General features: G+C 65.8%; 23 protein-coding genes. 15 read left to right on the top strand and 8 right to left on the bottom strand.

The annotated features are described in order from the left end of the window. Positions 1–38 precede the first annotated feature (38 nt). The gene (locus NDI89_RS10980) at positions 39–1571 is read right to left on the bottom strand and encodes a TrkH family potassium uptake protein (protein WP_277521620.1); all 1533 of its coding nucleotides are present in this window, start codon (positions 1569–1571) and stop codon (positions 39–41) included. A 221-nt stretch (positions 1572–1792) separates the two neighbouring features. Between NDI89_RS10980 and NDI89_RS10975 the strand changes: the two genes are divergently transcribed. Then, a complete protein-coding gene (locus NDI89_RS10975) occupies positions 1793–2044 on the top strand; it encodes a hypothetical protein (protein WP_277521618.1) in 252 nt (83 codons plus the stop codon). Between the two features lie 129 nt (positions 2045–2173). On the opposite strand, the gene trkA is transcribed toward NDI89_RS10975, so the two are convergent. Next, positions 2174–3505, bottom strand: coding sequence for a Trk system potassium transporter TrkA (gene trkA, locus NDI89_RS10970; protein ID WP_277521616.1), 1332 nt, complete (start codon positions 3503–3505; stop codon positions 2174–2176). 365 nt (positions 3506–3870) lie between these two features. On the opposite strand from trkA, the gene NDI89_RS10965 reads away from it, so the two are divergent. The 4 genes from NDI89_RS10965 (at position 3871) to NDI89_RS10950 (ending at position 8991) form a co-directional block, all read left to right on the top strand. Beyond that, positions 3871–5223, top strand: a complete 1353-nt coding sequence (locus tag NDI89_RS10965) for a ribonuclease J (RefSeq protein WP_277521614.1) — start codon at positions 3871–3873, stop codon at positions 5221–5223. Position 5224: 1 nt separating this feature from the next. Continuing rightward, positions 5225–6277, top strand: coding sequence for a geranylfarnesyl diphosphate synthase (gene idsA3, locus NDI89_RS10960; RefSeq protein ID WP_277521612.1), 1053 nt, complete (start codon positions 5225–5227; stop codon positions 6275–6277). 155 nt (positions 6278–6432) lie between these two features. Next, entirely contained in the window at positions 6433–7146 is a 714-nt protein-coding gene (locus tag NDI89_RS10955) for a DUF8159 domain-containing protein (RefSeq protein WP_277521610.1), read from the top strand. A gap of 99 nt (positions 7147–7245) precedes the next feature. After that, positions 7246–8991 carry a glutamate--tRNA ligase gene (locus NDI89_RS10950; RefSeq protein ID WP_277521609.1) on the top strand — a complete coding sequence of 582 codons (1746 nt, stop codon included), beginning with the start codon at positions 7246–7248 and terminating at the stop codon, positions 8989–8991. Positions 8992–9039: 48 nt separating this feature from the next. Here NDI89_RS10950 and NDI89_RS10945 read toward each other — a convergent pair whose 3' ends face one another. From NDI89_RS10945 to NDI89_RS10935, 3 genes are all read right to left on the bottom strand, one after another. Beyond that, positions 9040–9933 (bottom strand): carboxypeptidase-like regulatory domain-containing protein, encoded by an 894-nt coding sequence (locus NDI89_RS10945; protein WP_277521607.1) that lies wholly within the window; start codon positions 9931–9933, stop codon positions 9040–9042. A gap of 191 nt (positions 9934–10124) precedes the next feature. After that, entirely contained in the window at positions 10125–10289 is a 165-nt protein-coding gene (locus NDI89_RS10940) for a DUF8014 family protein (protein WP_277521605.1), read from the bottom strand. Positions 10290–10335: 46 nt separating this feature from the next. Continuing rightward, positions 10336–10821, bottom strand: coding sequence for a DUF456 domain-containing protein (locus NDI89_RS10935; RefSeq protein ID WP_277521604.1), 486 nt, complete (start codon positions 10819–10821; stop codon positions 10336–10338). A gap of 78 nt (positions 10822–10899) precedes the next feature. Here NDI89_RS10935 and NDI89_RS10930 point away from each other — a divergent pair, with 78 nt between their 5' ends. Then, complete coding sequence (locus NDI89_RS10930; protein ID WP_277521603.1) at positions 10900–11640, top strand: SDR family NAD(P)-dependent oxidoreductase; 741 nt, start codon at positions 10900–10902, stop codon at positions 11638–11640. Between the two features lie 48 nt (positions 11641–11688). Here the strand turns inward: NDI89_RS10930 and tmcA are convergent, their stop codons facing one another. Further along, positions 11689–13989 (bottom strand): tRNA(Met) cytidine acetyltransferase TmcA, encoded by a 2301-nt coding sequence (gene tmcA / locus NDI89_RS10925; protein WP_277521601.1) that lies wholly within the window; start codon positions 13987–13989, stop codon positions 11689–11691. Positions 13990–14078: 89 nt separating this feature from the next. On the opposite strand from tmcA, the gene NDI89_RS10920 reads away from it, so the two are divergent. The 7 genes from NDI89_RS10920 (at position 14079) to sod (ending at position 17898) form a co-directional block, all read left to right on the top strand. Continuing rightward, positions 14079–14459, top strand: a complete 381-nt coding sequence (locus NDI89_RS10920) for a putative zinc-binding protein (RefSeq protein ID WP_277521599.1) — start codon at positions 14079–14081, stop codon at positions 14457–14459. A gap of 225 nt (positions 14460–14684) precedes the next feature. After that, complete coding sequence (gene rpl7ae, locus NDI89_RS10915) at positions 14685–15047, top strand: 50S ribosomal protein L7Ae (RefSeq protein ID WP_226007206.1); 363 nt, start codon at positions 14685–14687, stop codon at positions 15045–15047. A gap of 11 nt (positions 15048–15058) precedes the next feature. Continuing rightward, a complete protein-coding gene (locus NDI89_RS10910; RefSeq protein WP_006064297.1) occupies positions 15059–15283 on the top strand; it encodes a 30S ribosomal protein S28e in 225 nt (74 codons plus the stop codon). Further along, the gene (locus tag NDI89_RS10905; protein WP_277521598.1) at positions 15283–15681 is read left to right on the top strand and encodes a 50S ribosomal protein L24e; all 399 of its coding nucleotides are present in this window, start codon (positions 15283–15285) and stop codon (positions 15679–15681) included. Before NDI89_RS10910 ends, NDI89_RS10905 begins: the two co-directional genes overlap by 1 nt. Beyond that, positions 15678–16142: a nucleoside-diphosphate kinase gene (gene ndk / locus NDI89_RS10900; protein WP_277521597.1), complete on the top strand. Its 465-nt coding sequence runs from the start codon at positions 15678–15680 to the stop codon at positions 16140–16142. The genes NDI89_RS10905 and ndk overlap by 4 nt, the downstream gene beginning before the upstream one ends. A 537-nt stretch (positions 16143–16679) precedes the next feature. Continuing rightward, positions 16680–17090 carry a DUF7344 domain-containing protein gene (locus tag NDI89_RS10895; RefSeq protein ID WP_277521595.1) on the top strand — a complete coding sequence of 137 codons (411 nt, stop codon included), beginning with the start codon at positions 16680–16682 and terminating at the stop codon, positions 17088–17090. 205 nt (positions 17091–17295) lie between these two features. Beyond that, a complete protein-coding gene (sod, locus tag NDI89_RS10890) occupies positions 17296–17898 on the top strand; it encodes a superoxide dismutase (RefSeq protein WP_277521594.1) in 603 nt (200 codons plus the stop codon). Between the two features lie 121 nt (positions 17899–18019). On the opposite strand, the gene NDI89_RS10885 is transcribed toward sod, so the two are convergent. Beyond that, positions 18020–19684, bottom strand: a complete 1665-nt coding sequence (locus NDI89_RS10885; RefSeq protein WP_277521593.1) for a sensor histidine kinase — start codon at positions 19682–19684, stop codon at positions 18020–18022. A 160-nt stretch (positions 19685–19844) separates the two neighbouring features. Here NDI89_RS10885 and NDI89_RS10880 point away from each other — a divergent pair, with 160 nt between their 5' ends. Then, the gene (locus NDI89_RS10880; RefSeq protein WP_277521591.1) at positions 19845–22907 is read left to right on the top strand and encodes an FAD-binding and (Fe-S)-binding domain-containing protein; all 3063 of its coding nucleotides are present in this window, start codon (positions 19845–19847) and stop codon (positions 22905–22907) included. Between the two features lie 38 nt (positions 22908–22945). Here the strand turns inward: NDI89_RS10880 and NDI89_RS10875 are convergent, their stop codons facing one another. Further along, positions 22946–23629, bottom strand: coding sequence for an RNA ligase partner protein (locus tag NDI89_RS10875; RefSeq protein WP_277521590.1), 684 nt, complete (start codon positions 23627–23629; stop codon positions 22946–22948). A 122-nt stretch (positions 23630–23751) separates the two neighbouring features. On the opposite strand from NDI89_RS10875, the gene NDI89_RS10870 reads away from it, so the two are divergent. Next, a complete protein-coding gene (locus NDI89_RS10870; protein WP_277521589.1) occupies positions 23752–24885 on the top strand; it encodes an RNA ligase in 1134 nt (377 codons plus the stop codon). The last annotated feature ends 22 nt before the right edge of the window (positions 24886–24907 follow it).

The following is a 24907-nucleotide window of genomic DNA, read 5'->3' as shown; positions in this document are numbered from 1 at the left end:
ATAGCGAAGACGGAGAGAGCGAATACTGAGTGCGCTTTTTACCGGGTCCAGAACCCGCCGGTGAACATGACCAGGACCGGGATTATCTCCAGCCGGCCGATCCACATGAGGAAGATCATCAGGAGTTTCGACGGTATCGGGAAGTCGGTGTAACTGCCGAAGGGGCCGAGGAATCCGAAGCCGGGACCGATGTTCCCGATCGTCGCGAGGCTCGCGCTGAAGGCCTCGAGCGGCGTCTCGATCAGATGGTTGGCGTCGAGCGCGATGAGCAGTGTCGCGAGGGCGAAGACGAAGAGGTACATGAACGTGAAGCCGAGCACGCCGCGAATGGCGTCCTCGTCGACGACGTTGCCGCCGAGTCGAATCGGACGGACGACCTCCGGGTGGGAGGCTGTGAACAGTTCCCGACGAAGCATCTTGAACACGATCAGCCACCGGACGACCTTGACGCCCCCGCCGGTCGAGCCGGCACAGCCGCCGACGAGCATCGCGAAGAGGAGCACGATTTTGCCCGTCGACGACCACTCGACGAAGTCACTGGTCGCGTAGCCGGTCGAGTTCAGTAGCGAGACGACCTGGAAGGCGCTCTGTCGCAGCGAGTTCTCGAACGCACCCGCAGTTACGCCGCCGAGTTTCCCCAGTTCCGGCGCGGCACCTGCATAGAGGATTCCCGCGAGTAAAACGGTCAGCCCAACGATAGCGCCGATGTACGCCCGAAACTCGGAGTTGCGGACGAAGCACCGTCTCTCGCCGCTGAAGACGTGCCAGAACAGGGCGAAGTTGGTTCCGGCGATAACGATGAACGGGATGAACGTCCATTGAACGATCGGTGAGAACGCCGCGATACTCCTCGATTCGGGCGAGAATCCGCCCGTCGGGAGCGTCGTGAATCCGTGAGCAATGGCATTGTAAAGTCCCATGTTGGGGGCCAGACCCACCTGATTCAGGCCGTAGAGGATTCCGATGAAGACGACGGTAAAGGCGAAGTAGACGAGCCAGAGGATGCGCGCCGTCTCGGCGATACGCGGCGTGAGTTTCTGTAACTGCGGTCCCGGCGCTTCCGACTCGACGAGCTGTGCACCGCTGACCGCCAGCTCGGGAAGGATCGCGACCATCAACACGATGATCCCCATCCCGCCGAGCCACTGGGTGAGCTGTCGCCACATCATGATCGCGTGCGAGTGACGTTCCACTGAGATCGTCCCGAGAACCGTCGCCCCGGTCGTCGTGAACCCGGACATCGACTCGAACACGGCGTTGACGGGATGAGCGAGCGTCGATTCGGTTCCCAAACCCGCGAGCACGTATGGCACTGCGCCGACGATCGCGACCGCGAGCCACGAGATCGCGACGAACAACATCGCCTCCCGGACCTGCAGGTCCGGCTCCGGTCTGAGCCGCTCGAGGCCGTAGCCGAGAGCGATCGTGAGCGCGATCGTCGCGACGAAGGGGAAGACCGGCTCCGAATAGACGAGTGCCACGACGATCGGAAACGCGAGCGGGACGGAGAGATACTTCAAAACGGTGCCGACGAACGCCAAACTGGCGCGCCAATCAGTACGGATCCGCATAGCACACCACCGGCTGATAGTCTCGTCTGGACACGATATGTAACGGCATCTAGGTTCGGTCTCATTAATCCATCGTGACGCTGTCACCGTCGGAGACGGGGTGACTGGTCGGGCGTGGCTCTCACATCGGGGGTCGGTCCGTCGCCTCGCCGTCGCTGAGCACGTGTCCAGAACCGCGAGGACGGTGTGCTATCTATATACGTACCGCGCGTAGAACCCGCATGGTCGCTCGACTACCGAACGTTCGGCACCCCCGTTCGTTCTACGACGTATTCACCGTCGTCGCTGCTGCTGTGGCTATCATCGGTCTCGTCCTCGCCGTTCGCTACGGGTCCGTCATCCGGCTCGAGATGGCCGTCTTCATGGCGATCGTCTTCGTGTGGGTCGGCTGGGCGATCGGCAGAATCCTCGAGCGATCCGAACCGCAATCGAACGGCGGTCACTCGGAACGGGGCAGGAGACGGAAATTGTAAAGCAGGGGACTCGACCGGGAGAGCGGGGCCGACTGCGGTCCGAGTGAACAGCCGTGTTTCGCGGGCGAAGGGAGAACCGACCGACCGAGGACGGCAACGGAACGGAACCGGGCGTCAGGCGCAGTGTCGCTAGATCAGTTTGAGGACATCGTCGAGGGCGCCCGCATCGACGAAGACGATCACGTGATCTCCGGGCTCGACGACAGTCGATCCACGCGGCGTGATGTGTTTGCCGCCCCGGGAGATCGCGCCGATGACGACGCCCTCCGGGAGGTCGTTCGTCGCCGCCGCGATCTCCCGTCCGACGAGAACGCTGTCCTCGTCGACCTCGATCTCGATGACCTCCGCGAGGTCGTGCTCGAGCATCGCGACTTTCTCGGTGTTGTCCGCCCGGGTAAAGCGGACGATCTCCTCGGCGGTCTCCTCGCGGGGATTGATCGCGACGTCGACGCCGACGGTCTCGAAGAGGTCGGCGTACTCGGGGGTCTCGATGACGGCGACGGTCCGGTCGACGCCGAGGCGATCGGCGAGCAGGGAGACGAGCAGGTTCTTCTCGTCGCTGTCGAGGGCGGCGATCACGACGTCGGCCTCGTCGACGTGTTCGCGAGCGAGGAAGTCGGCGTCCGTCGCGTCGTTCTCCATGACCATCGTATTGGGAAGGTCCTCCGCGACTTCGCGAGCCCGGTCGTGATCCCGTTCGATCAGCCGCGGCCGGAAGCCGTGATCCTCGAACTCTCGGGCGGTCTGGAACCCGATTTCGCTGGCCCCGACGATAACGACCTCTTCGGCTTCGTCGGGCGTCGTGGCGACCTCCTCGGCGAAGTCGTTGATCGACTCCGGGCTCCCGATGACGACGACTCGGTCCCCGGCCCGAATGACGGTGTTCCCTCTGGTGACCACCATTTCGTCGTCGCGAAAGATCGCCGCGAACGTGAGCGAATCGTAACAGTCGGCCTCTTTGACCGTTCGATCCGCGATCGGGCTGTCCGCCGGGATGTCGAACTCCGCCATCCGGATGAGGCCGCCGGCGAACGTATCGACGTCGTGGGCGCTCGGCAACCCGGAAATACGGAAAATAGCCTGTGCCGTCAACAGGTCGGTACAGACCATAAAGTCCACGCCGAAGGCACCCTCCGAGCCCTGCCACGTCTCGAGCAGCGTCCGACGGCGCACCCGTGCGATGGTAAACACGTCGGTCGCAGCCTTCGCGGCCCCGCAGACGACCGCGTTCGTCTCGTCGTTGTCGGTACAGGCGATGACGAGACCGGCCTGCTCGAGACCGGCCTCCCGAAGCGTCTCGAGGTCGGTCCCGTCGCCACAGATCGCGAGCACGTCGAGCGAGTACGTGAGTTCTTCGACGGTTTCGGCGTCGCGATCGATCACGGCCACGTTGTGGGTCTCCTCGAGGTTGGCGGCGATCGAGCGACCGACCTCGCCTGCCCCGACGATGATTACGTACACGACGGACCCTCCGAAATCATAGTTATTGCATCGGATTTCGGGGCGACCGGCAAATGAATTGCGGTGTCAGAAAGGGCGGGGCCGGTACCGCCGAGGTGCCCTAAATCGGCCGCAGCGGCGACGCCGCGGCGGGCGCGCTAACCCACTGCGTTTTTAACACCCGGGCGTGTAATGGGTAACTAGCGAAACCCGCGGGCAAGTGCGTTCGGGACTCACGGCGTCGTGAGTCGTCGAAGACGGAACCGCCGTCGCGCCGAGCGCATAGCGGGATGGCCGACGCGCTGCAAGACGCCGGGGCCGGACGGCTAGGCGTCCGCGGACAGTTTCGATGAGAGTCCAGTCAGCGGCTTTCAGTACGAGGAACTATGGAAATCGAAATCGCAACCATTGGCGGCTACGAAGAAGTCGGACGGCAGATGACTGCCGTCCGAGCCGGCGACGACGTCGTCATCTTCGACATGGGTCTGAACCTCTCGCAGGTCCTGATCCACGACAACGTCGAAACCGAGCGGATGCACAGCCTCGATCTGATCGATATGGGCGCTATCCCGGACGATCGGATCATGAGCGACCTCGAGGGCGACGTCAAAGCGATCGTGCCGACCCACGGCCACCTCGACCACATCGGTGCCATTTCCAAGCTGGCACACCGATACGACGCGCCCGTCGTCGCGACGCCGTTTACGATCGAGCTGACGAAACAGCAGATCGAGAGCGAACAGAAGTTCGGCGTCGAGAACGACCTCGTCAAGATGGAGGCCGGCGAGACGATGTCGATCGGCGACTCCGGCCAGATCGAACTCGAGTTCGTCAACGTCACGCACTCGATCATCGACGCGATCAATCCCGTGCTTCACACCCCCGAGGGAGCGGTCGTCTACGGGCTCGACAAGCGGATGGATCACACGCCCGTCATCGGCGACCCGATCGACATGGAGCGCTTCCGCGAGATCGGTCGCGAGGGCGAGGGCGTCCTCTGTTACATCGAGGACTGTACCAACGCGAACAAGAAGGGGCGAACGCCCTCGGAGAGCGTCGCCCGCGAACACCTCCGGGACGTCCTCTACAGCATGGAGGACTACGACGGCGGCATCGTCGCGACCACCTTCTCCAGCCACATCGCCCGCGTCAAATCGCTCGTCGAGTTCGCCGACGACATCGGCCGCCAGCCCGTCCTGCTCGGCCGCTCGATGGAGAAGTACTCCGGCACGGCGGAACGACTCGACTTCGTCGACTTCCCCTCCGATCTGGGAATGTTCGGTCACCGCAAGTCCGTCGACCGCACGTTCAAACGGATCATGAACGAGGGCAAGGAAGACTACCTGCCGATCGTCACCGGTCATCAGGGCGAGCCCCGCGCGATGCTCACCCGAATGGCTCGCGGCGAGACGCCCTACGAACTGGACGACGGCGATAAGGTCGTCTTCTCCGCCCGCGTGATTCCCGAGCCGACCAACGAGGGCCAGCGCTATCAGGCCGAGAAACTTCTGGGCATGCAGGGCGCGCGGGTCTACGACGATATCCACGTCTCGGGCCACCTCAATCAGGAGGGCCACTACGAGATGCTCGACGCGCTCCAACCCCGGAACATCATTCCCGCTCATCAGGACATGAAAGGCTTCTCGAGCTACGTCAACCTCTGTGAGAGCGAGGGGTACAAGATGGGGCGAGATCTCCACGTCACCCGCAACGGGAATCTCATCCAACTGGTCGACTGATATGACGAGTCCCGAGGCACGCGAAGAGGCGGTACTCGAGGCGATCCGGCAGCGCCGCGAGCAGGTCAACGAGGCGATTCCCGAAGAGCTGCCGATCCAGCGACCCGAACGGCTCTACGAGGCGTCCCGATACCTGCTGGACGCGGGCGGCAAGCGGCTACGGCCGGCGGTTCTCCTGACGACCGCAGAGGCATTAACCGACACCGAGCCGCTCTCGGCGGCGTATCGGTCGCTCGACGCGCTCGACGACAGCGGCCCGGTCGACGTGATGGCCGCCGCCGTCAGCGTCGAGGTCATCCAGTCGTTCACCCTAATTCACGACGACATCATGGACGACGACGACCTCCGTCGCGGGGTTCCCGCCGTCCACGAGGAGTACGACCTCGAGACGGCAATTCTCGCCGGCGACACGCTCTACTCGAAGGCCTTCGAGATCATGCTCGATACGGGCGCGGAAGCGGACCGGATCGTCGACGCGCTTCGCGTGCTCGCGACGACCTGCACGAAGATCTGCGAGGGGCAGTCCCTGGACGTCACCTTCGAACAGCGAACCGACGTCTCGCCCGAGGAGTACCTCGAGATGGTCGAACAGAAGACGGCCGTCCTCTACGCCGCCTCGGCGGCTATTCCCGCGATCTTGCTGGGGGCCGACGACGAGACGATCGACGCGCTCTACGGCTACGGCCTCGACATCGGCCGCGCCTTCCAGATTCAGGACGACGTCCTCGATCTGACGGTGCCCAGCGAGCAACTCGGCAAGCAGCGGGGAAGCGACCTCGTCGAGAACAAACAGACGCTGATTACCGTCCACGCCCGCAACGAGGGCGTCGACGTCGACAACCTGGTCGACACCGACGACGTCGACGCGGTCACCGAGGCCGAGATCGACGACGCCGTCGCGGCACTCGAGGCGGCCGGATCGATCTCCTACGCCAACGAGACCGCCCGCGACCTGGTCGAGCAGGGGAAGAACCGCCTCGAGGTGCTGCCGGACAACGAGGCGCGCGAACTGCTCTGCGAGATCGCGAACTACCTGATCGAACGCGGGTACTGAGCGGGTTCCGACGCGTCGAGTCGTCGCCCGATCCTCGATGGCCCGTTTTCCGGATCAGTCCCGCTCGAGAAGGCGGTTTCGTCCGGTCGGTGCGGCCGAACTCACCGTTCGATATCGTCCGGGTCTTTTTGCGACTGCCTAACTGATCGAGGAGTATGACTGACGATAGTCCCAACGGATCTGCCGGCATCTCCTCCAGGCGACGATTTCTCTGCGCGGCCGGGACCGCCGGAACGGCCGTGACTGCCGGCTGTGCCGGGTCGATACTCGGGACGTCCGAATCGGACGAGAACGAGATCGAACCCGAGGAGCCGAGCGAGCCGCGAGCCGGAACGCCGGGAGAGTTTTACACGCTCGTCGAGCGAAACGACATTCCGGTCGAATCGCTCCGGTGGGACGGGTCGGATATGGTCCTGAAGTACGTCTCTGACGCCGAAACGGAGGCTGAGTCGAAAGAAGAGATCGAGATTATTACGACGGTCTACAACGAGAATCTCGTGAAACACGACGCCGGAGTCGGCACCCTCTTTGCGGAGATCACGAACCCGTTCGAGGAGCAGGCACACGGCTGGGGCGTCAAAACGGAGTGGTGTGAGCGATATAATGCGGCTGTCGAGGATAGTGAGGGAGAGAGCGACGACGGAACCAGTAGCGACGGGGACGGCGACTCGAGCGCCGGAAACGAGACTGACGGCGACGGATCGGACGGTGGCAACGAGACGGACAGTGAGAACAGCACCACCGAGACGGAGGGTGGAAACAGCACCGACGAGACCGACGGCGATGGCGGGTCCGCGGATATGGCCGCGGTCGTTCTCATTAGCAACGTCCTCAACACGCGAGTGTACGCGGAAGACCTCGAGGAGTGAAAGCGACGGCGATCGCGTGAGGGGCCGCGACCGGCGACGTGGCACCGGGAAGAGAGCGAATCGCGAGGGTTTTTGGCCGGGCGCGAATAGCGGCGAGTAATGGACGACGAGTTACGCGAGCGCGTCGAGCGCGAGGCCGAAAAGCACGCGCTGTTGAACGCCGTCAAACACGAGAGCGACGCCGCGGTCGGTGCCGTCATGGGGCCGCTGATGGGCGACAACCCGGACTTTCGCGAGCACTCCGACGCCGTCCCCGGCGTCGTCGGCGGCGTCGTGAGTCGGGTCAACGACCTCGCGTACGAGGAGAAACGCGCCCGCCTCGAGGAACTCGCGCCCGAGGAACTCGCCGAGATCGAGGCCGAGGAGGAGGAAGACGAACACGAGCTGCCGGCGCTGCCGAACGCCGAGGAGTACGACGAGATCCGGATGCGGTGTGCGCCGAACCCGAACGGCCCCTGGCACGTCGGTCACGCCCGAATGCCCGCCGTCATCGGTACCTACCGCGAGCGCTACGACGGCTGGTTCTGCGTGCGCTTCGACGACACCGACCCCGAAACCAAGCGGCCGGATCTCGACGCGTACGACGCGATCCTCGAGGATCTCGACTATCTGGGCTTCGAGCCGGACGCGACCTACAGGGCGAGCGACCGGCTCGAGACCTACTACGATCACGCCCGCGAACTGATCGAGATGGGCGGGGCCTACACCTGCTCGTGTTCGGGCGAGGAGTTCTCGGAACTGAAGAATTCGGCCGAGCCGTGTCCCCACCGCGACAAGGACGCGGACACCGTCCTCGAGGAGTTCGACGCCATGCTCGAGGGCGAGTACAGCAGCGGCGAGCTGGTCCTGCGGGTCAAGACCGACATCGAGCACAAGAACCCAGCGCTGCGCGACTGGGTCGCCTTCCGGATGATCGATACGCCCCATCCCCGCGAGGCGGCGAGCGAGTACCGGTGCTGGCCGATGCTGGACTTCCAGTCGGGCGTCGACGACCACCTGCTCGAGGTCACCCACATCATCCGCGGGATCGACCTGCAAGACTCCGCGAAGCGCCAGCAGTTCGTCTACGACTACTTCGGCTGGGAGTACCCCGAGGTCATCCACTGGGGCCACGTCCAGCTCGACGACTACGACGTCAAGATGAGCACGTCGACCATCGCCGAGCTGATCGAGGAGGGCGAGCTCGACGGCTGGGACGACCCGCGAGCGCCGACGCTCAAGAGCCTGCGCCGACGCGGCATCCGGGGCGAAGCGATCGTCGAGGCGATGACCGGGCTCGGCACCTCGACGACCGACGTCGACCTCGCGATGAGTTCGATCTACGCGAACAACCGCGACCTGATCGACGAGGAGACCGACCGCCGCTTCTTCGTTCGGGACGGGAACCAGATTCCCCTCGCCGGAGATCCGCCCGCCGAAGCGAATCCGCCGCTCCACCCGAACCACGAGGAGCGCGGCGTCCGCGAGATTCCGGTCGGCGACTCCGTCATGCTCGAGCTCGGAGACATTCCCGACGACGGAGACGAGGGAGACGACCAACGGATCTGGCTGAAGGGACTGGGCTGTTTCCGATTCGACGACGGCGTCCTCCGATACACGGCCGACGACATCGACGCGGTCCGCGAGGGCGGCGTCGACGTCGTCCACTGGGTTCCCGCGACCGGGCGGGTCCCCGTTCGAATGCGGACGATGGACGGCGACGTGACGGGCCACGCGGAGCCGGGCGTCGCCGACCTCGAGCCGGACGAAATGGTCCAGTTCGAACGCGTCGGCTTCGCGCGAATCGATCGGCACGAGACCGACGAAGATGACGAGGAGACGGTCGCGTACTACACACACCCCTGAGTCGGAGCGATCCCAGTCGACGATTGCGAGCCCGCTCCGGCGCTGTCGTTACGTATCCTCCGACCGGAGCGCAACGGTCAGCTCCGTCGTCCGGCCGAATTTGACCTGAACACCACCCGCGACCCGCTCGTACCCCGCTGCACTGACCGCGATGCGGTGGTGGCCGTGCTCGAGCTCGCGTTCGAACGCACCGTCGCCGCCGGTCGACGTCTGCACGCCGTTCGTGCGGACAGTCGCGTCGTCGATGGCGGTCCCTGTCTCGTCGACCACGCTCCCCGCGATTGTCCCGGTTTCCGGAATTCCGTCGTCGCCCTCGGCGAGTTGCACCCAGCCGAAGGCCGTTTCGCCGTCCTCGACCAGCACCTGCCCATAGCCGTCGCTGTATCCCTCGGCGCTCGTGACGAGAATTTCCCACCAGCCCTCGCTCACCTCGAACCCCTTCCCCCAGGTTTCGTTGTCGGGAACCGACCCGCGTGAGGCAGTGACTCCGTATCGCTCGTCGCCGAAGACGTCGATCTCGCAGGGAATCGTCTTGCCGCCGCCCGCCGGCGTCGCGGAAACCTCGAGCTCGCCCGTACCGGGCCCCCACTTGCGCTCGAGGCGAACGTCTCTCGTGACCGTCTCGCCGTCCCGGGTGCGGACCGAACTCGATCGCGAGGCGTAGCCGGGTGCGGTCACCTCGAGTACGTACTCGCCGCTCTCGACCACGACCGAGTACGTCCCGGTCTCGTCCGTCACGGTGCTCGTTTCGCTGTCGATCCTCACCGTCGCGTCGGCGACCGGCGCACCGAAGTGGCGCACCGTGCCCTCGATGCGCGCGCTGGCGGTGGCATCGAGGTCGGCCGCACCGGAGTCGGCCGTAGCGGTACCCGTCGCGGCTCCGGCCAGTCCCGAGCCGAGGAGGGCAGTCCGTCGGAGAAACGTTCGGCGATGGTTCGACATATGGATCGACTGAACGAGAGTGCGAACCACTCATAACCCTTCGGTCCGAGAAATCGGCCTCTGAGGCCGAATGACGCGGAATACCGTATTTCAATCGAGCGTGAATGTCGGGCTGCTCCCGATTCACCGCAGTCGGATCGGTCAGTAGTCGCTACTCGAGCGCGTCACGCGACGGACGCCGCCGATCGTGACTACTCGAGAAGCTCGTCGGCCCGCTCAGGGAGCGGATCGGCGACGACGCCGTCCTGTCGGCCCAGGACGCGAGCGTGGGCCGCACAGACGAGCCGGTTTCCGTCCCAGGGGACGTGCAACTCGACCGCGGCGGGGCGTTCGCAGTCGGACTCGGAACACGTCATTCGTCCGTGCAAACGACGGCCAGGGATTCAGTGTTTTCCCCGCCGCTCAGAACAGGAAGACGGCGATGAGGAATCCGAAGAGGATCGACGCCGTCAGCAGGACCTGGACCGCCGTCGAGGCGAGCACGCCGACGGTGGTGTAGGCGGCCGAGCGCGTGCTCCCCTCGAGTTCGCCGTTGCGGACGAACTCGAGGACGAAAACGGTCCCGAAGAGGCCGAGGAGTAGTCCCAGCGGGCCGGTGACGATCATGAGGACGATCCCGACGACGGCGGCGACGGCGGTGGTCAGCCAGGACGCGCCGCCGGCTCTGGCGGCGATCGAGCCGCCGAAGAACTCGACGAGCGCGGTGACGACGGCGATGAGGGCGAGGACGACGAACGTCAGGGCACCGAGTTCGGCGAAGCCGGCTCCCCACCAGTAGACGACGAGTCCGGCCAGCGAGAGGAGACCGCTGGGGACCATTGGGACGGCGGCACCCACGATGGCGCCGGCGAGCAACGCGATCGCGACGACGGTAACGACATCGACCATACCGGTGGGGACGACGGACCGCGGCAAAGGCGTACCGTCTCCAATACTGTTACGTAACAGGTCCCGAACCTGTGGGGTATGACAGAATCACGCGGTGCGATCGTCGTCGGCGCATCGTCGGGCATCGGCGAGGCCCTCGCCCGGCGGCTGGCCGACGACGGCTACGAGATCGGGATGGCGGCCCGTCGAACGGAGCGGATGCGACAGATCGGCTCGGAGCTGCCGACCAAAGCCTACGTCGCGACGATGGACGTCACGGCGACCGAGGACGCCCGCCGGGGGTTCTACGAACTGACCAACGCGATGTCCTCGGTCGACGTCGTGATCATCAGCGCCGGCGTCGCCTCCGTCAATCACGACCTCGAGTGGGAAGAGGAGCGACGGACGATCGACGTCAACGTCCGGGGCTTTACCGCGATCGCGACGGCCGCGATGGACTACTTCGAGCACAACCCCGATCACGCGAGCGAGACGGACGGCCACCTCGTGGGGATCTCCTCGGTCGCGGCCCACGTCGGGACCGGCGGCACGCAGGCCTACAGCGCCTCGAAGGCGTTCGTCTCGACCTATCTCGAGGGCCTGCGGAACCGGGAGGCGAACGAGAACGGCGACATCGCGATCACGACCATCGAACCCGGGTTCGTCGACACCGATCTCTCCCTGGGCGGGTTCTGGGAGTGTTCGCCGGAGACGGCGGCCGACCAGATCGCGAGGGCGATCTACAAGGAGCGCTCGCACGCCTACGTCACGCGGCGCTGGCGGCTCGTGGCGTCGTTCCTGGATCACGCGCCGAACTGGCTGCTCCGGCGGCTGTTCTGAGTTCAGCCTCGGACGCGGTCGATCCGTGCCGACCGATTGCGACGGGGCTCACGGTTCGGCGAACCGATCTCGCACCTCGAGCGCCGCGTCCGTTCCGTAGTACTCGACCAGTGGGCGGAAAGCGTCCCCGAGCGCTCGCTTGCACTGGCCGGTGGAGTGATACGCGAGCCGGTCGGCGACGGCGTCCCAGTCGCGTCCCTGGAGGACGCGGGTGACGAGCAGTCGCTCCTCGCGGTCGGTCAGGTCGACGGTCGCGGGGTCGTCGACGAGATACCGGACGGCGAGCGGGCGAAACGCCCCGGGATCGACGTCGAACAGTCCCGGCCCGTAGGCGGCACCCGCGACGACGCGCCACTCGTGGTCGGTCAACGCGAGTGGCGGTCCGGCGTCGGCGTCGACGCTCCGGAGGGCCGCCCGGGCGACGTCGGGCTCGAGATCGTCGAGCGCGTCCGAACTGAGCGCGGCGAACCGGCGGACGAACCAGTCGGCGTGGCGGTCGCGCAACGCCGTTCCCTCGTCGGTCATCGGCGCGAGCATGAGCGCGGAGTACTCGCCGCTGGCGTCGTTGCGCGTCGTCGAGACGTGGACGGTTCCGTAGCCGTTCTCGCGCCAGAACTCGAGGAGGCCGGGCGTCGCACCGAACCCGGTGCCGAGCCAGTCGATCGCGTGGGTTTCGTCGGCGTTCTCACTGACGACGCTACCGTCGCCGCCGTCCGCGAACTCCCGTTCGATCCGCTCGAGCAGGCGCGACCCGAGCCCCCGCGACCGGACCGCGTGGTGGGTCGCGATGCGGACGACGCGGAGACCGGCCGGCTCGCCCGCCGCTTCGTCTCGCAACTGGCTCGTCAGCACGTCCGGCAGCATGTTGCCGCGAACGCGACCGCCCTCGTACATCATCGCCCGGGTTTCTCGGGAGAGGGTCCCCTCCCGGGCGAGCAGGGCGACGGTGACGACGTGGCCGTCGTGGACGAGCGCGCGGGCCTCGAGGTTCGGCGCGTCGAGCAGGCGCGCGAGGTCGTTGGGTTCGGTCCGGTAGTGTGCGAGCACGAGCAGGCCGAAGGCCTCGCGGAGCAGTCCGTCATCCGCGAGGAGTTCGTCCGGCTCGAGTCGTCTGTACTCGACGGTCTCGGGCGCGGCGTCCGCCACGAGCGGGTCGACCGGTGGCCGCGCGTCGAGCAACAGGGCGCGAAACGCCCACACTTCGATCGGGTCCCCCGCCGCGTACCGAATCGGCTCGACGAGCGTGCAGTCTGTCACCTCGTGGTCGCTCTCAGCGAGTCGGTCCCGAAAGCGGACCGAGAACCCCCGCCCCGCCCCCTCGTAGCCGTGGATCGTCGTCGCGAACGCGACGCGGTCGGCGGCGAGCAGCGACTCGAGGGTCGCGACCGGAAGCGCGGCGGCTTCGTCGACGATAACGACGTCCGCCGACTCGAGGTGATCGACGGCGTCGGACGGCTCGCGGAACCGGATCGAGCCGCCGGCACCCGTTTCTATCGTGCGGGATCCGACGGTAACAGCGTCGCCCTCGAGACACTCGCAGAGTTCCCCCGCCCGGTCGAACAGTTCGGTCGCGTTCCGCGCCGCCGGAGCGGTCACGAGGACGCGCTCGCCCGCGAGGGCGAACGCCCCCGCGGCCAGTCCCGCCGCGCTGGACTTGCCGCGACCGCGATCCGCCTCGAGGACGACCGCCCGCTCGTCCTCGCAAAGCGACTCGAAGGCAGCGACGGCCTCGATCTGATCGCTCGTCAGGCACGCCTCGTAGGCGGCGGTCGGAAATCGATGGTCCGGCGGTGGCGTCGGCGCACCCCCCGGAAGGCGGGGAGCCGGGTCGGTCAGTCCGTCCGCCTCGAGACGACCGTCATCGAGATCGACGATCGCGATCCCGCGGTGTGCTCGGAGCGTCTCGACGAGGCGCTTTCTGAATCGGCCGGTGACGTCCTCGAGCTCGAACGGCGGAATCGCGAGCGACGCGTCGAACTCGCCCCGGCGGTCCGGCCAGTCCTCGAGCGGCGGCGCCAAGAGGATCAAGAGGCCGCCGCCGTCGACCGCCCCGGTGACTTTCCCGAGCGCGTTCGGCTGGAGCTCGTCGTGCGTATCGACGGCGATCACCTCCCGCGTCGTTCCGAGGAGGTCGCTAGCGGTGACCTGCGGGAGCTGTTCGCAGCGAAGCCGATCCTCGGGACCGACGAGCGTGGTCGCGGTGATCGGGACCGAGAGCGAATCCAGGATCGACTCGAGGGCGTCGTACCCGCGCTCGCGATCGCCCGCGAGTACCAGTAGCCGTCGCTCGTTCGCGCGCTTAGCTTCCTCGCGGAGCGATTCGGCGAGGCCGACCGCGTCGACGTCCATGCGTGCGGGTTGGGACGGCGAGGGTATAGTAGCCAGCGATCGCACATGTACGGGACCATCGTTACTGGGCCCCGGACCGAGACGGCGGTATGGCTACCGAGTACGACGATCTCCCGCTGGTGTACTCCTGTTCGGGATGCTCGAGCGCAGCGCAGCTGGCGAACGATCTGGCCGTCTCCCTCGACAGGGACGAAATCGCCGAGATGTCGTGTATCGCGGGCGTCGGCGGCGGCGTGGCTCCGCTCGTCGAGACGGCCACGTCCGGCCGGCAGATCGTCGCGATCGACGGTTGTCCGCTCGAATGTGCGAAGCAGTGTCTCGATCACCACGACGTCTCGCCCGACCTCCATTACAACCTCGCGAAAGAGGGCGTCCCGAAGGAGTATCACACGGACTACGACGACGAGGAGGCCGCACGGCTGCGCCGCGAACTGGAAGCGGACGTCGAGGAACTCGCGAACGCGGATTGACGGTCCGCTCACCGTCGCGATCGATATCGGCGTGCGGTGGTATCCCACGGCCTCCATCGTTTGAACACGCTTTTAAGGAGGGCAGCGCTATTCGGGTGTACACCCTACGCGGGGTTGATGATGCTCCTAGCTTCACAGGACTTCGCCGGGACCGGCCCGGCACGGGTACCCAGTGCCCGGACGGCAGGGGAGCGCGAGCCCACGTGTAGGAGAGGTGAACAACCAATGTCAGTTTACGTAACCACCGACATCCCAGCCGACCTCGCAGACGACGCCCTCGAGGCGCTCGAGGTCGCTCGAGACACAGGCCGAGTAAAGAAAGGAACGAACGAAACCACGAAGGCGATCGAGCGCGGCAACGCCGAGCTCGTCTACGTCGCCGAAGACGTCTCCCCCGAGGAGATCGTCATGCATCTGCCCGAACTCGCCGACGAGAAGGGTATTCCCGTCGTCTTCATCGAGACCCAAGACGACGTCGGCCACGCGGCCGGCCTCGAGGTCGGCTCGGCCGCCGCGGCGATCGTCGATGCAGGCGAGGCGGAAGACGACGTCGAGGACATCGCCAGCAAGGTCGAGGACCTCGACTGAGGTGATCAAAGATGAGTGCTGAAGAGGAAGAAAGCGGCTCCACGCCCGCCGAGGTCATCGAGATCGTCGGCAAGACCGGCATGCACGGCGAAGCCATGCAGGTCAAATGCCGAATCAAGGAGGGCGAGAACCAGGGACGCATCATCACCCGTAACTGCCTCGGGCCGGTCCGCGAAGGGGACGTACTCCAGCTCCGCGAGACCGCCCGCGAGGCCGACTCCATCGGAGGACAATAATGGTCGAGAAACGAACCTGCGACTACACGGGCGAAGAGATCGAACCCGGTACGGGCATCATGTACGTCAAGAACGACGGCTCCGTACTCCACTTCGTCGACTCCAAGGCGGAGAAAAACTACAAGCTCGGGCGCGAACCGCGCGACCTCGAGTGGACCGAGGACGGTCGTCGCGGCAAGGGTCCCTCGCAGGCGGAGACGACCGCTGACGAGGAAGCCGACCAGACCGACGAGGTCGAGGCCGGCGAGGACGAGGACCTCGAATCTGAGGCTGAAGCGGTCGACGAAGACGACGAAGACGTGTCCGCCGAGGACGAACCCGTCGACGAGACCGAGGAAACCGAAGCCGACGAGGCTGACGAGGCCGACGAGGCCGAAGCCGAGGAAACCGAAGCATGAGCGATCACGAACGCACCTTCGTGATGGTCAAGCCCGACGCCTTCGCACGCGGGCTCGTGGGCGAAGTCGTCTCCCGACTCGAGGACCGCGGGCTCAAGCTCGTCGGGATCAAGGTCGAAAACATGCCCCGCGAACGGGCAGAGGAACACTACAGCGAACACGAGGACAAGCCGTTCTACGACGATCTCGTGGACTTCATCACCTCGGGACCGGTCGTCCCGATGGTCTGGGAGGGCCAGGACGCGACGCGGCAGGTCCGCCAGATGATCGGCGAGACCGACCCGCTCGAGGCCGAGCCCGGAACGATCCGCGGCGATTACGCGCTCGACCTCGGTCGGAACGTCGTTCACGCGGCCGACCACGAGGACGAGGGCGCAAACGAACGCGAAATCGGCATCCACTTCGACGACGACGAACTGATCGAGTACGATCAGCACGACGCCGAGTGGCTCTACGAGTGACCACGACACCGGTCCGACGACCGTAATTTTCTGTCACGTCGGACCGAGACCGATTTGCACACAGCTGTCTTCGCGATGGGGACCCGTCCGAAGTGCCATCGGTGGGAGAGCCACGCCCCGACAGCACCTGTACTCAGGGATCGAGAGGCCTCGACCGACAGTCACCGGACCGTTCGGCAGCACCGCCCGTGAGCGACTGGGAAACGCGCGGGGCGGTTTCAGCCTTCGACTCAGACGCAGCAGGCGACCGGATACGAGCGCGAACGGTTCGATGTCGGGGAAATCGAGCGGCGCAGAGGACTCGGAGCGACGGCACCCCGTCAGTGTCGGCTCACTACCGCTATGCCCGGAAAATAGACATACCGATCGTTTTCACAAAATTCGTAATCGATGTGTACAGCAAGTGAGGTTATTATATTCTTATTTTTGTATTATTTAATTCATTTATCGTGCTAAGAAGACGTAAGGCCTAATGTGACGGGTGGAGAAGAGGCCGGTGGTGGTTTCGAATGGTAACATACGGTAGGTGGTTCGTGGATGCGTGAAACGAAGGGTGGAAGAACAGGATTACCGGCGAGTACGACACCGTCACTGGATCTCCTTTTCGATCTGCTCTCGAATAGTCGACGGCGGTACGCGCTCTACCATCTCAACGATCAACCGGATGGTGTGTCGACGATCGAAGAGCTCGCGTCGAACATTGTCACACTCGAACGGACGACAGAGACCGGTGATGTGAGTGGGAACCAGACTGTAGGAGGAGCGCTCGAGACCGACTCGTCGGAGTTGCAATCGGGGGTGCAGCTGGAACTCCAGCACGTCCACCTGCCGAAACTCGAGGAGGCGGGCGTCATCGAGCACGATCGACGAAGCGAGACGGTCCGTTACTGGCAGCAACCGTCGCTCGAGGAGTGGCTCGAACACGCCCAGTACAAGGAGATCGGATAAGGAGGGGACCGAATCGGCAGCGTCTGCGTGGTGGGAGGCCTGCCGAGCGGAACCGTTGAAAGGTTTAATATTTAGCCCGTGGTGGATCCGGTGGAGCGTCGGTGAATCGCGAGAAGGGACGATCGTACCTTTGTGGGGTGTGATATCGTCTCACTCCTCAAAACTTAACAAGCGAGATACCGATACAGCACGTGAGGTGCATACTATGACTGAACACGAACTTCCACCACTTCCGTACGACTACGACGCGCTCGAGCCGGCACTGTCCGAGCAGGTACTCACCTGGCATCACGATACGCACCATCAGGGATACGTCAACGGCCTCAATTCGGCCGAGGAAACCCTCGCGGCGAACCGCGAAGAGGGCGACTTCGGCTCGACGCCCGGCGCCCTCAAGAACGTCACCCACAACGGCTGTGGGCACTACCTCCACACGCTGTTCTGGGAGAACATGTCGCCGAACGGCGGCGGCGAGCCGGAGGGCGACCTCGCCGACCGCATCGAGGAGGACTTCGGGTCCTACGAGGGCTGGAAGGGCGAGTTCGAAGCCGCGGCCGGTGCCGCCGGCGGCTGGGCACTGCTGGTGTACGACCCGGTCGCCAAGCAGCTGCGCAACGTCGCGGTCGACAAACACGACCAGGGCGCGCTCTGGGGCTCCCACCCCATCCTCGCGCTGGACGTCTGGGAACACTCCTACTACTACGACTACGGTCCGGACCGCGGGGACTTCATCGACGCCTTCTTCGACGTCGTCAACTGGGAGAAGGCCGAAGAGGAGTACCAGACGTGTCTCGGCCACTTCGAGTAACGTCGCCTGCGACCCAGCGACGAGCCAGTCAATCTCGTATTTTTGGACCGATCGCCGCTGAGCGACCGCATCGTCTCCGATAGTCGGACGCTTCGACCCGCTGACTCGTGAGATCCGCGTATCAGCACTCGACGGGAGCCGCTGCCGTCTCGATCTCGGTGAACTCGAAGGCAGCACCGCCCGACTGACTCTCGGTCACGCGTACCTCCCAGCCGTGGGCGCTCGCGATTTGTTCGACGATCGCCAGCCCCAATCCGGTTCCCTTACCGGTCGTGTATCCTCCCTCGAGCACCTGATCCCGTTCAGCGGCGGGAATCCCGGGACCGTCGTCCGAGACGACGAACCCGTCCCCCGTCGGCGTCGTGTCGACTCGCACGGAGACGTCGTCGCCCCCGTGTTCGACGGCGTTACGGTACAGGTTCTCGAGCAGTCGCGTGAGCGGTTCGGGATCCGCCAGGACGGACACCTCGGGCCTCCCCTCGAGCGTCGCATCGCCGGTATCGACCGTCTCCCAGGCCGTCCGAGCGATGCCAGCGAGGGAGACGGGTTCGGGGTCGATGGCGTCCTCGTCCGCCCGGGTGAGCGTGAGTACCCCGTCGATGATCGCGTCCATTCGGTCGAGGGATCGGTCGACTTCCTCGAGCACCGTGAGGTCCCCGGTGTCCCGAGCGATATCGACGTAGCCGTCGGCGACGTTCAGCGGGTTACGGAGGTCGTGACTGACGATCGCGGCGAACTGGTCCAGTTGTTCGTTGCGACGCTCGAGGACGCGCTGCTGGCGTTTCTGCTCGGTGACGTCGTGGAGCAGGAGCAACGTTCCGCCGGCAGCACCGTCGACGCCCTCGAGCGATCTCGTCACCGCCTCGACGTGTCGATCGTCGAGCGTCAGTTCGGTTCGTTCTCCGGTAGCCTCGGCGTACCAGTCGCGGAGCTCCGGTACCGTCTCGAGGGCGTCTTCGGCCTCGAGGCCGATGGGGTCCACGTCGTTCATGTCTATGAACCGTCGTCCGGATCGATTCGCGTCGATCAGCCTGTTCTCGGGATCGAACAGGAGCACGCCGTGATCGATGGACTCGAGCACCCGATCGCGGGCGACCGGCACGAGATCCATGAATCGGTAGCGTCTGAACGCCCAGGTGTACGCGACGCCGGCGACGACGAGCCCGACCGGCGTGACGTCGACGGTGAACGGGCCGAACACGGTGGCCGCATTCGCGACGACCGTGGCCATCGTTCCGGCCGCGAGTACGAGGTACTGACCGCGGTACCGGTTCTGCGACTGGGCGTACGAACCGAGAAACAACCCCGAGACGATCCCTGTCAGCACGTACGAGGTCACGACGTGCCCGTAGAAGGCGGGGCCGAATTCGAGTGCGAACCCACCCAGTGCCGTCGGATCGGCCTCGAACGTCTGGAAGAAGACGCCGTTCGGATTGACCGTCGCGACCGAGAGAACGAGAACCGGATAGCACGCCGCCAGGACGATCGTCTTGGTGGTTATATACCGGGAGAGACCGGTGTAGTCCAGTGCGAACAGGAGCATTCCCACCGTCGCGATGGACGAGGTGAACATGGTCCGAAGCGCGATCGCACCGATCGTCGGATCGGTCGTCACGGAAAAGATGAACAGCGACCCGCCCCAGAGTGCGGTTCCGATGAGCACGACGATCAAAAACCGAGCGCCCGGATTGTCGCGGTGTTTCCAGGCGATGTAACTGAGCCCGATCGCGATCGGCGGCGACAGCGCGTTTATCGCCAGCACGATCAGGACGAAGAGCTCAGTCATCATCCGTACTCGTCGAGACAACACATAAAAGGCTACGGCCGATTCGACCGGCACGAGAGCGTTACGTTCGATTCGACGGAGTCGGGCCGCCCGTATGGGGGCTCGGTTCAGGGCTGCAACTACGGCTAACTGTTTTGGTCGTGTACTCCGGGGATAGCATATGGCACTTGAGCACAGGGACCACGCTCGTTCCGCCGAGGGCACAGTGGGACGTGAGGACGACCGCTCGCTTCCGGCGGCCCTCCGCGCGGCCGTCGACGGCGACGTGCGGTTCGACGAGTACACGCGCGTCCTCTACGCGACGGACGGTAGCATTTACAGCGCCCAGCCGGCCGGCGTCGTCTTTCCGCGGGACACCGACGACGTCCGCGCGGCGATGCGCGTCGCGGCCGACCACGGCGTGCCGGTCCTGCCGCGCGGAGCCGGTTCGTCGCTCGCCGGACAGGCGGTCGGTCCCGGCTGCGTCGTCCTCGATCTGTCGCGCCACATGGACGACATCCGGGACATCGACCCCGACGAGCGGACCGCCGTCGTCCAGCCGGGCGTCGTACAGGACGATCTCGACGCCGCACTCGAGCCCCACGGCCTCCGCTTCGCGCCCGACCCCGCCTCCTCGAATCGGGCGACGATCGGCGGCGGGATCGGGAACAACTCGACCGGCGCTCACTCCGTGCGATACGGCATTACGGACGCCTACGTCGACGAGTGCGCGGTCGTCCTCGCGGACGGCTCGCTGATCCGGACTCGAGATATCGTCCTCGATAGCCCCGAATGGGACCGAATCGTGTCGAAAGACGATCGCGAGGCCGAACTCTACCGGACGGTCCGAGCGCTCGTCGAGGACAACGCCGACGAAATCGAGTCGCGGTATCCGGACCTCAAACGGAGCGTCAGCGGGTACAACCTCCAGAAGGTGATCCGCGAGGCCAGCGAGGAGAGCGAGGCGGTGACGGCCGCCTCGGAAGGCCGAGCGGGCGAGGGCCGCGAGGAGGGTGCTCGGATCATCAACCTCTCGAAACTCCTCGTCGGGGCGGAGGGTACCCTCGGCGTCGTCGTCGAAGCCACGCTCTCGCTCGTGACCCGGCCCGACGAGACCGCGCTCGCGGTCTACTGTTACGACGACCTGCTCGAGGCGCTGGCCGCGGTCCCGGACGCGCTCGAGCTCGAGGCCAGCGCGGTGGAGCTCATGGATCGAGAGGTGTTCCGGCTCGCCGCGGAGTCGGGGGAGTACGCCGAGTACGCGGAGCCCATTCCCGACGGGACCGAGGCGTCACTGATGCTCGAGTTCGATTCCGAGGTCGTCGAGGACCTGTCGGAGGCGATCGGAGGCGCGACGACCGCGCTCGTCGACGGCGGAAACGCGTTCGGCTCGATCGAGGCGTTCTCGCGGGCGAAACAGGATCGACTCTGGAAGCTCCGGAAGGCTGCCATCCCGCTGTTGATGAGCATGGAGGGCGACCCGAAGCCCTACCCGTTCGTCGAGGACGCCTCCGTGCCCCCGGACGAGCTCGCCGAGTACGTCGCGGGCTTTCAGGAGATCCTCGAGAGCCACGACACGACGGCCGCCTATTTCGCACACGCGGGCGTCGGAACGCTGCACATTCGGCCGGTATTGAACCTCAAAGACGGGGACGACGTCGAGACGATGCGCGCGATCGCCGACGACGTCACCGACCTCGTCCGCGAGCACAACGGCTCCTTCTCGGGCGAGCACGGCGACGGCCTCGCGCGGACGGAGTTCAACCCCAAGCTGTACGGTCCCGACCTCTGGGAGGCCTTTCAGGACCTCAAGTCGGCGTTCGATCCGGACTGGCGGCTGAACCCCGGGAAGGTCGTGTACCGGGAGGACGATCCCACCGACATCCGCGAGCATCTCCGGTACGGGCCGGACTACGCCTCGCTCGAGCCCCGGACGGCGCTGGATTTCGACGACGACGGCGGCTTCTCTCACCTCGTGGAGCTCTGTAACGGCTGTGGCACCTGCCGGCAGACCGACGGCGACGTGATGTGTCCGACCTACCGGGCGACCGAGGAGGAGATCGCGACCACGCGAGGGCGGGCCAACCTGCTCCGGGCGGCGATCAGCGGCGAGATCGATCCCGAGGAACTCTACGGCGAACGGTTCCAGAACGAGGTGCTCGACCTGTGTATCGGCTGCAAGGGCTGCCAGAGCGACTGTCCCACCGGGGTCGACCTCGCGAAGCTCAAGGCCGAAGTCAAACATCAGTACCACGACCGCGAGGGAACGAGTCTCCGGGAACGGCTGTTCGCGAATATCGATCGGCTCGCAGCGATCGGAAGCACCCTCGCGCCGGTCGCCAACCGCGCGACCGAACTGCCGGGTGCGCGGACCGCACTCGAGAAGACGCTCGGGATCGCGGCCGACCGGACGCTGCCGACGTTCCGGCGGGAGTCGCTGGTCGAGTGGTTCGAGGGGCAAGGCTCGCGAGTCGACCCCGACAGCGCGACCGCAGGGGTCGTCCTCTTCCCCGATACGGACACGAACTACTCGAACCCCGAACTCGGAAAGGCCGCCGTCGAGGTCCTCGAGGCCGCGAACGTCCGCGTCGCGATCCCGGATCTCGGTCCGACCGGGCGGGCGGCGTACTCGACGGGGATGCTCGACGCGGCCGCGGAACGGGGGCAGGCGTTGCTGGACGACCTCGATCCGTTCCTCGAGCGGGGCTGGTCCGTGCTGTTCGTCGAACCCTCGGACGCAGCCATGGTCGTCGACGAGTATCGGTCACTGCTCGCGGACGACCGAGTCGAGACGCTCGCCTCGAACGCGTACGGCGTCTGCGAGTACCTCGACGAACGCCGGCTGGACGAGGAGCTGTCGTTCGACCAGTCAGCGACCGCGGAGGAGCGGCTGACGTTCCACGGCCACTGCCACCAGAAGGCTCGCGGTGCGGACCACCACGCCGTCGGCGTGCTTCGACGGGCGGGGTACGCCGTCGACCCCGTCGATTCGGGCTGCTGTGGCATGGCCGGCAGCTTCGGGTACGAAGCCGAACACTACGACCTCTCGACGGCGATCGGCTCGTTACTGCGGGAGACACTCGAGGAGAGCGGGACTCGCGATCCCGAGAGCGGTCAGTCACGACCGAGCGACGGGACGACCGTCGCGCCCGGCACCTCCTGTCGGACGCAGATCGGCGACTTCGAGGGCCACGACCGGCCGGCCCACCCCGTCGAACTGCTCGCGCGGGGGCTCGAGTCGTAGCGCCCGGCGACGGGACGACCCCGAGGTCGCGGCGATCTTCACTCGTCCTCGACGCCGGTCGCGCGCAGGTACTCCTCGAGCAGCGTCGGGAACTGGCCGCCGCGGACGTACCGGAGGCCGAACTCGTCGGCCCACGAGATGATGCCCCGATCCTCGGTGACCACGCCGGCGTCGAGTTCGCGGGCGAGAACGAGCAGGTCGAAATCCTCGCGCGAGTCGAGGACGCCCCGTCTGAGCGCCCGGCGGTACTTGTCGCGCATATCCGAGAGGATCCGATCGGCGTCGGTCATGTACTCCTCGCGCCCGTCGTCGTTCCCACCGCCCGCGAGCGCGTCGGGATCGAGCTGTTCGACCTCGCGGATCGCCTTCTCGGAGACGCGGAGGCCGCGGTCGACCCGGTCGCTCATCTCGTCGATGAAGTTGTAGACGATGTTCGCCGGGATCGTGACGCCGTACCGGTCGGGGCTCTTGCGGACGACCCACGTATCGAGCCGCGAGAACACCGCCTCGTCGACGTCGCGCTCGCGCAGCATCGTCGCGAGTTCGTCGTGAATCGACGGCGGGACGTAACAGGAGATATTGAGCTCGAGCCGCGCGGTCGCCACGAGGTCCAGGAGGCGGACGACGGCCTCCTCGAGCGATTCGTCGTCCCGACGGATCTCCTCGGTGATGAACAAGGACGTGTCGAGAACGAACCGTTGGCGCGGCAGTTCGCCGGGCATAGGCTGACGTTGAACGGTGCGCTACAAAGGTTTCACCCAGCGTTCGGTCCGTCAGTGGAGTGCCCTGACCGACGACCGGATATCGACCCGGTTTTTTCACCGAGAACGTGGTCGAGCGACGTATGGACCGCGAGGAGTACCGCGCGCGGCTCGGGGCGACCACCGACGAGCCCGACGACCTCTTCGAACACTTCGAGCAGCGGTCGGTGGCCGGCCGGACGCACTACGTTCTCACCGCCGGTCGCCACGGCGTCGAGCGCGGGACCGTCATCGTCGAGGAGACCGACACCGTCGTCCGCGGCTATCCGAGCGTTCCCCGTCTCCTCGTGCTCGATCCCGGGGTTCCGTCGTTCTTCGAGGGGGGCGAATCCGTCGCGATCGAGGAGAAACTCGACGGGTTCAACGTTCGGATCGCAGCCGTCGACGGCGGCGACCCGCTGGCGTTTACCAGAAGCGGCTACGTCTGTCCGTACACGACGGCCCGTGCGCGCGACCTGCTGCCCCTCGAGGACTTCTTCGCCGCCCGTCCGACGGAGACCCTCTGCACGGAGCTGATCGGACCCGAAACGCCGTACACGACCCGCGACTACGAGGAGGTCGACTTCCACGAGTTCCGCGTCTTCGACGTCCGCGACCGCGAGTCCGGGACGCCTCTCCCGGTGGCCGATCGGCGGTCCCTCTGCGAGGAGTACGGGTTCGACCAGCCCCGATACTTCGGACGAGCGGAGCCGTCGGACGCGGTCGGAACGGTCCGCGGCGCGATCGGCGAGCTCGATTCCACGGGCCGAGAGGGCGTCGTCCTGAAATCGGCGGACGGCGAGTCGATGGTCAAGTACACGACCGAATCCCAGCACCACCAAGAGCTCGCGTACGCGTTCTCGCTGCCGTTCGATCGCGGGCGGGACTTCGTCTTCTCGCGGATCGTTCGAGACGCGTTTCAGGCGGCCGAGCTGGACGAGACCGACGACCGGCTCCGAGAGCGGGCGCGGGACCTCGGCGAGTCGATCCTCCCGCCGATGGTATCGGCCATTCGACGCGTGGAGAACGACGAGCCCGTCGGCGAGCGACACACGGTCAGGGGCGAGGCCGACACCGTCGACGCGCTCCTCGAGCACCTGCGCGGACAGTCGCTGACGATCGACGTCGAATCCGACCGCCGCGAAGACGGCGAGCACGTCGTCGAATTCCTCAAAGTGGCGGACTCGAGTCGCGACCGGATCCGGTACTATCTGGAAGGTGGCACGCGGGACGAATGACGAGGCGCTCGTGTCCGTGACC

The sequence above is a fragment of the Natrinema salsiterrestre genome, from assembly GCF_029502005.1.
Taxonomy (GTDB): domain Archaea; phylum Halobacteriota; class Halobacteria; order Halobacteriales; family Natrialbaceae; genus Natrinema; species Natrinema salsiterrestre.
This window is presented reverse-complemented; position numbering and strand designations above follow the sequence as displayed.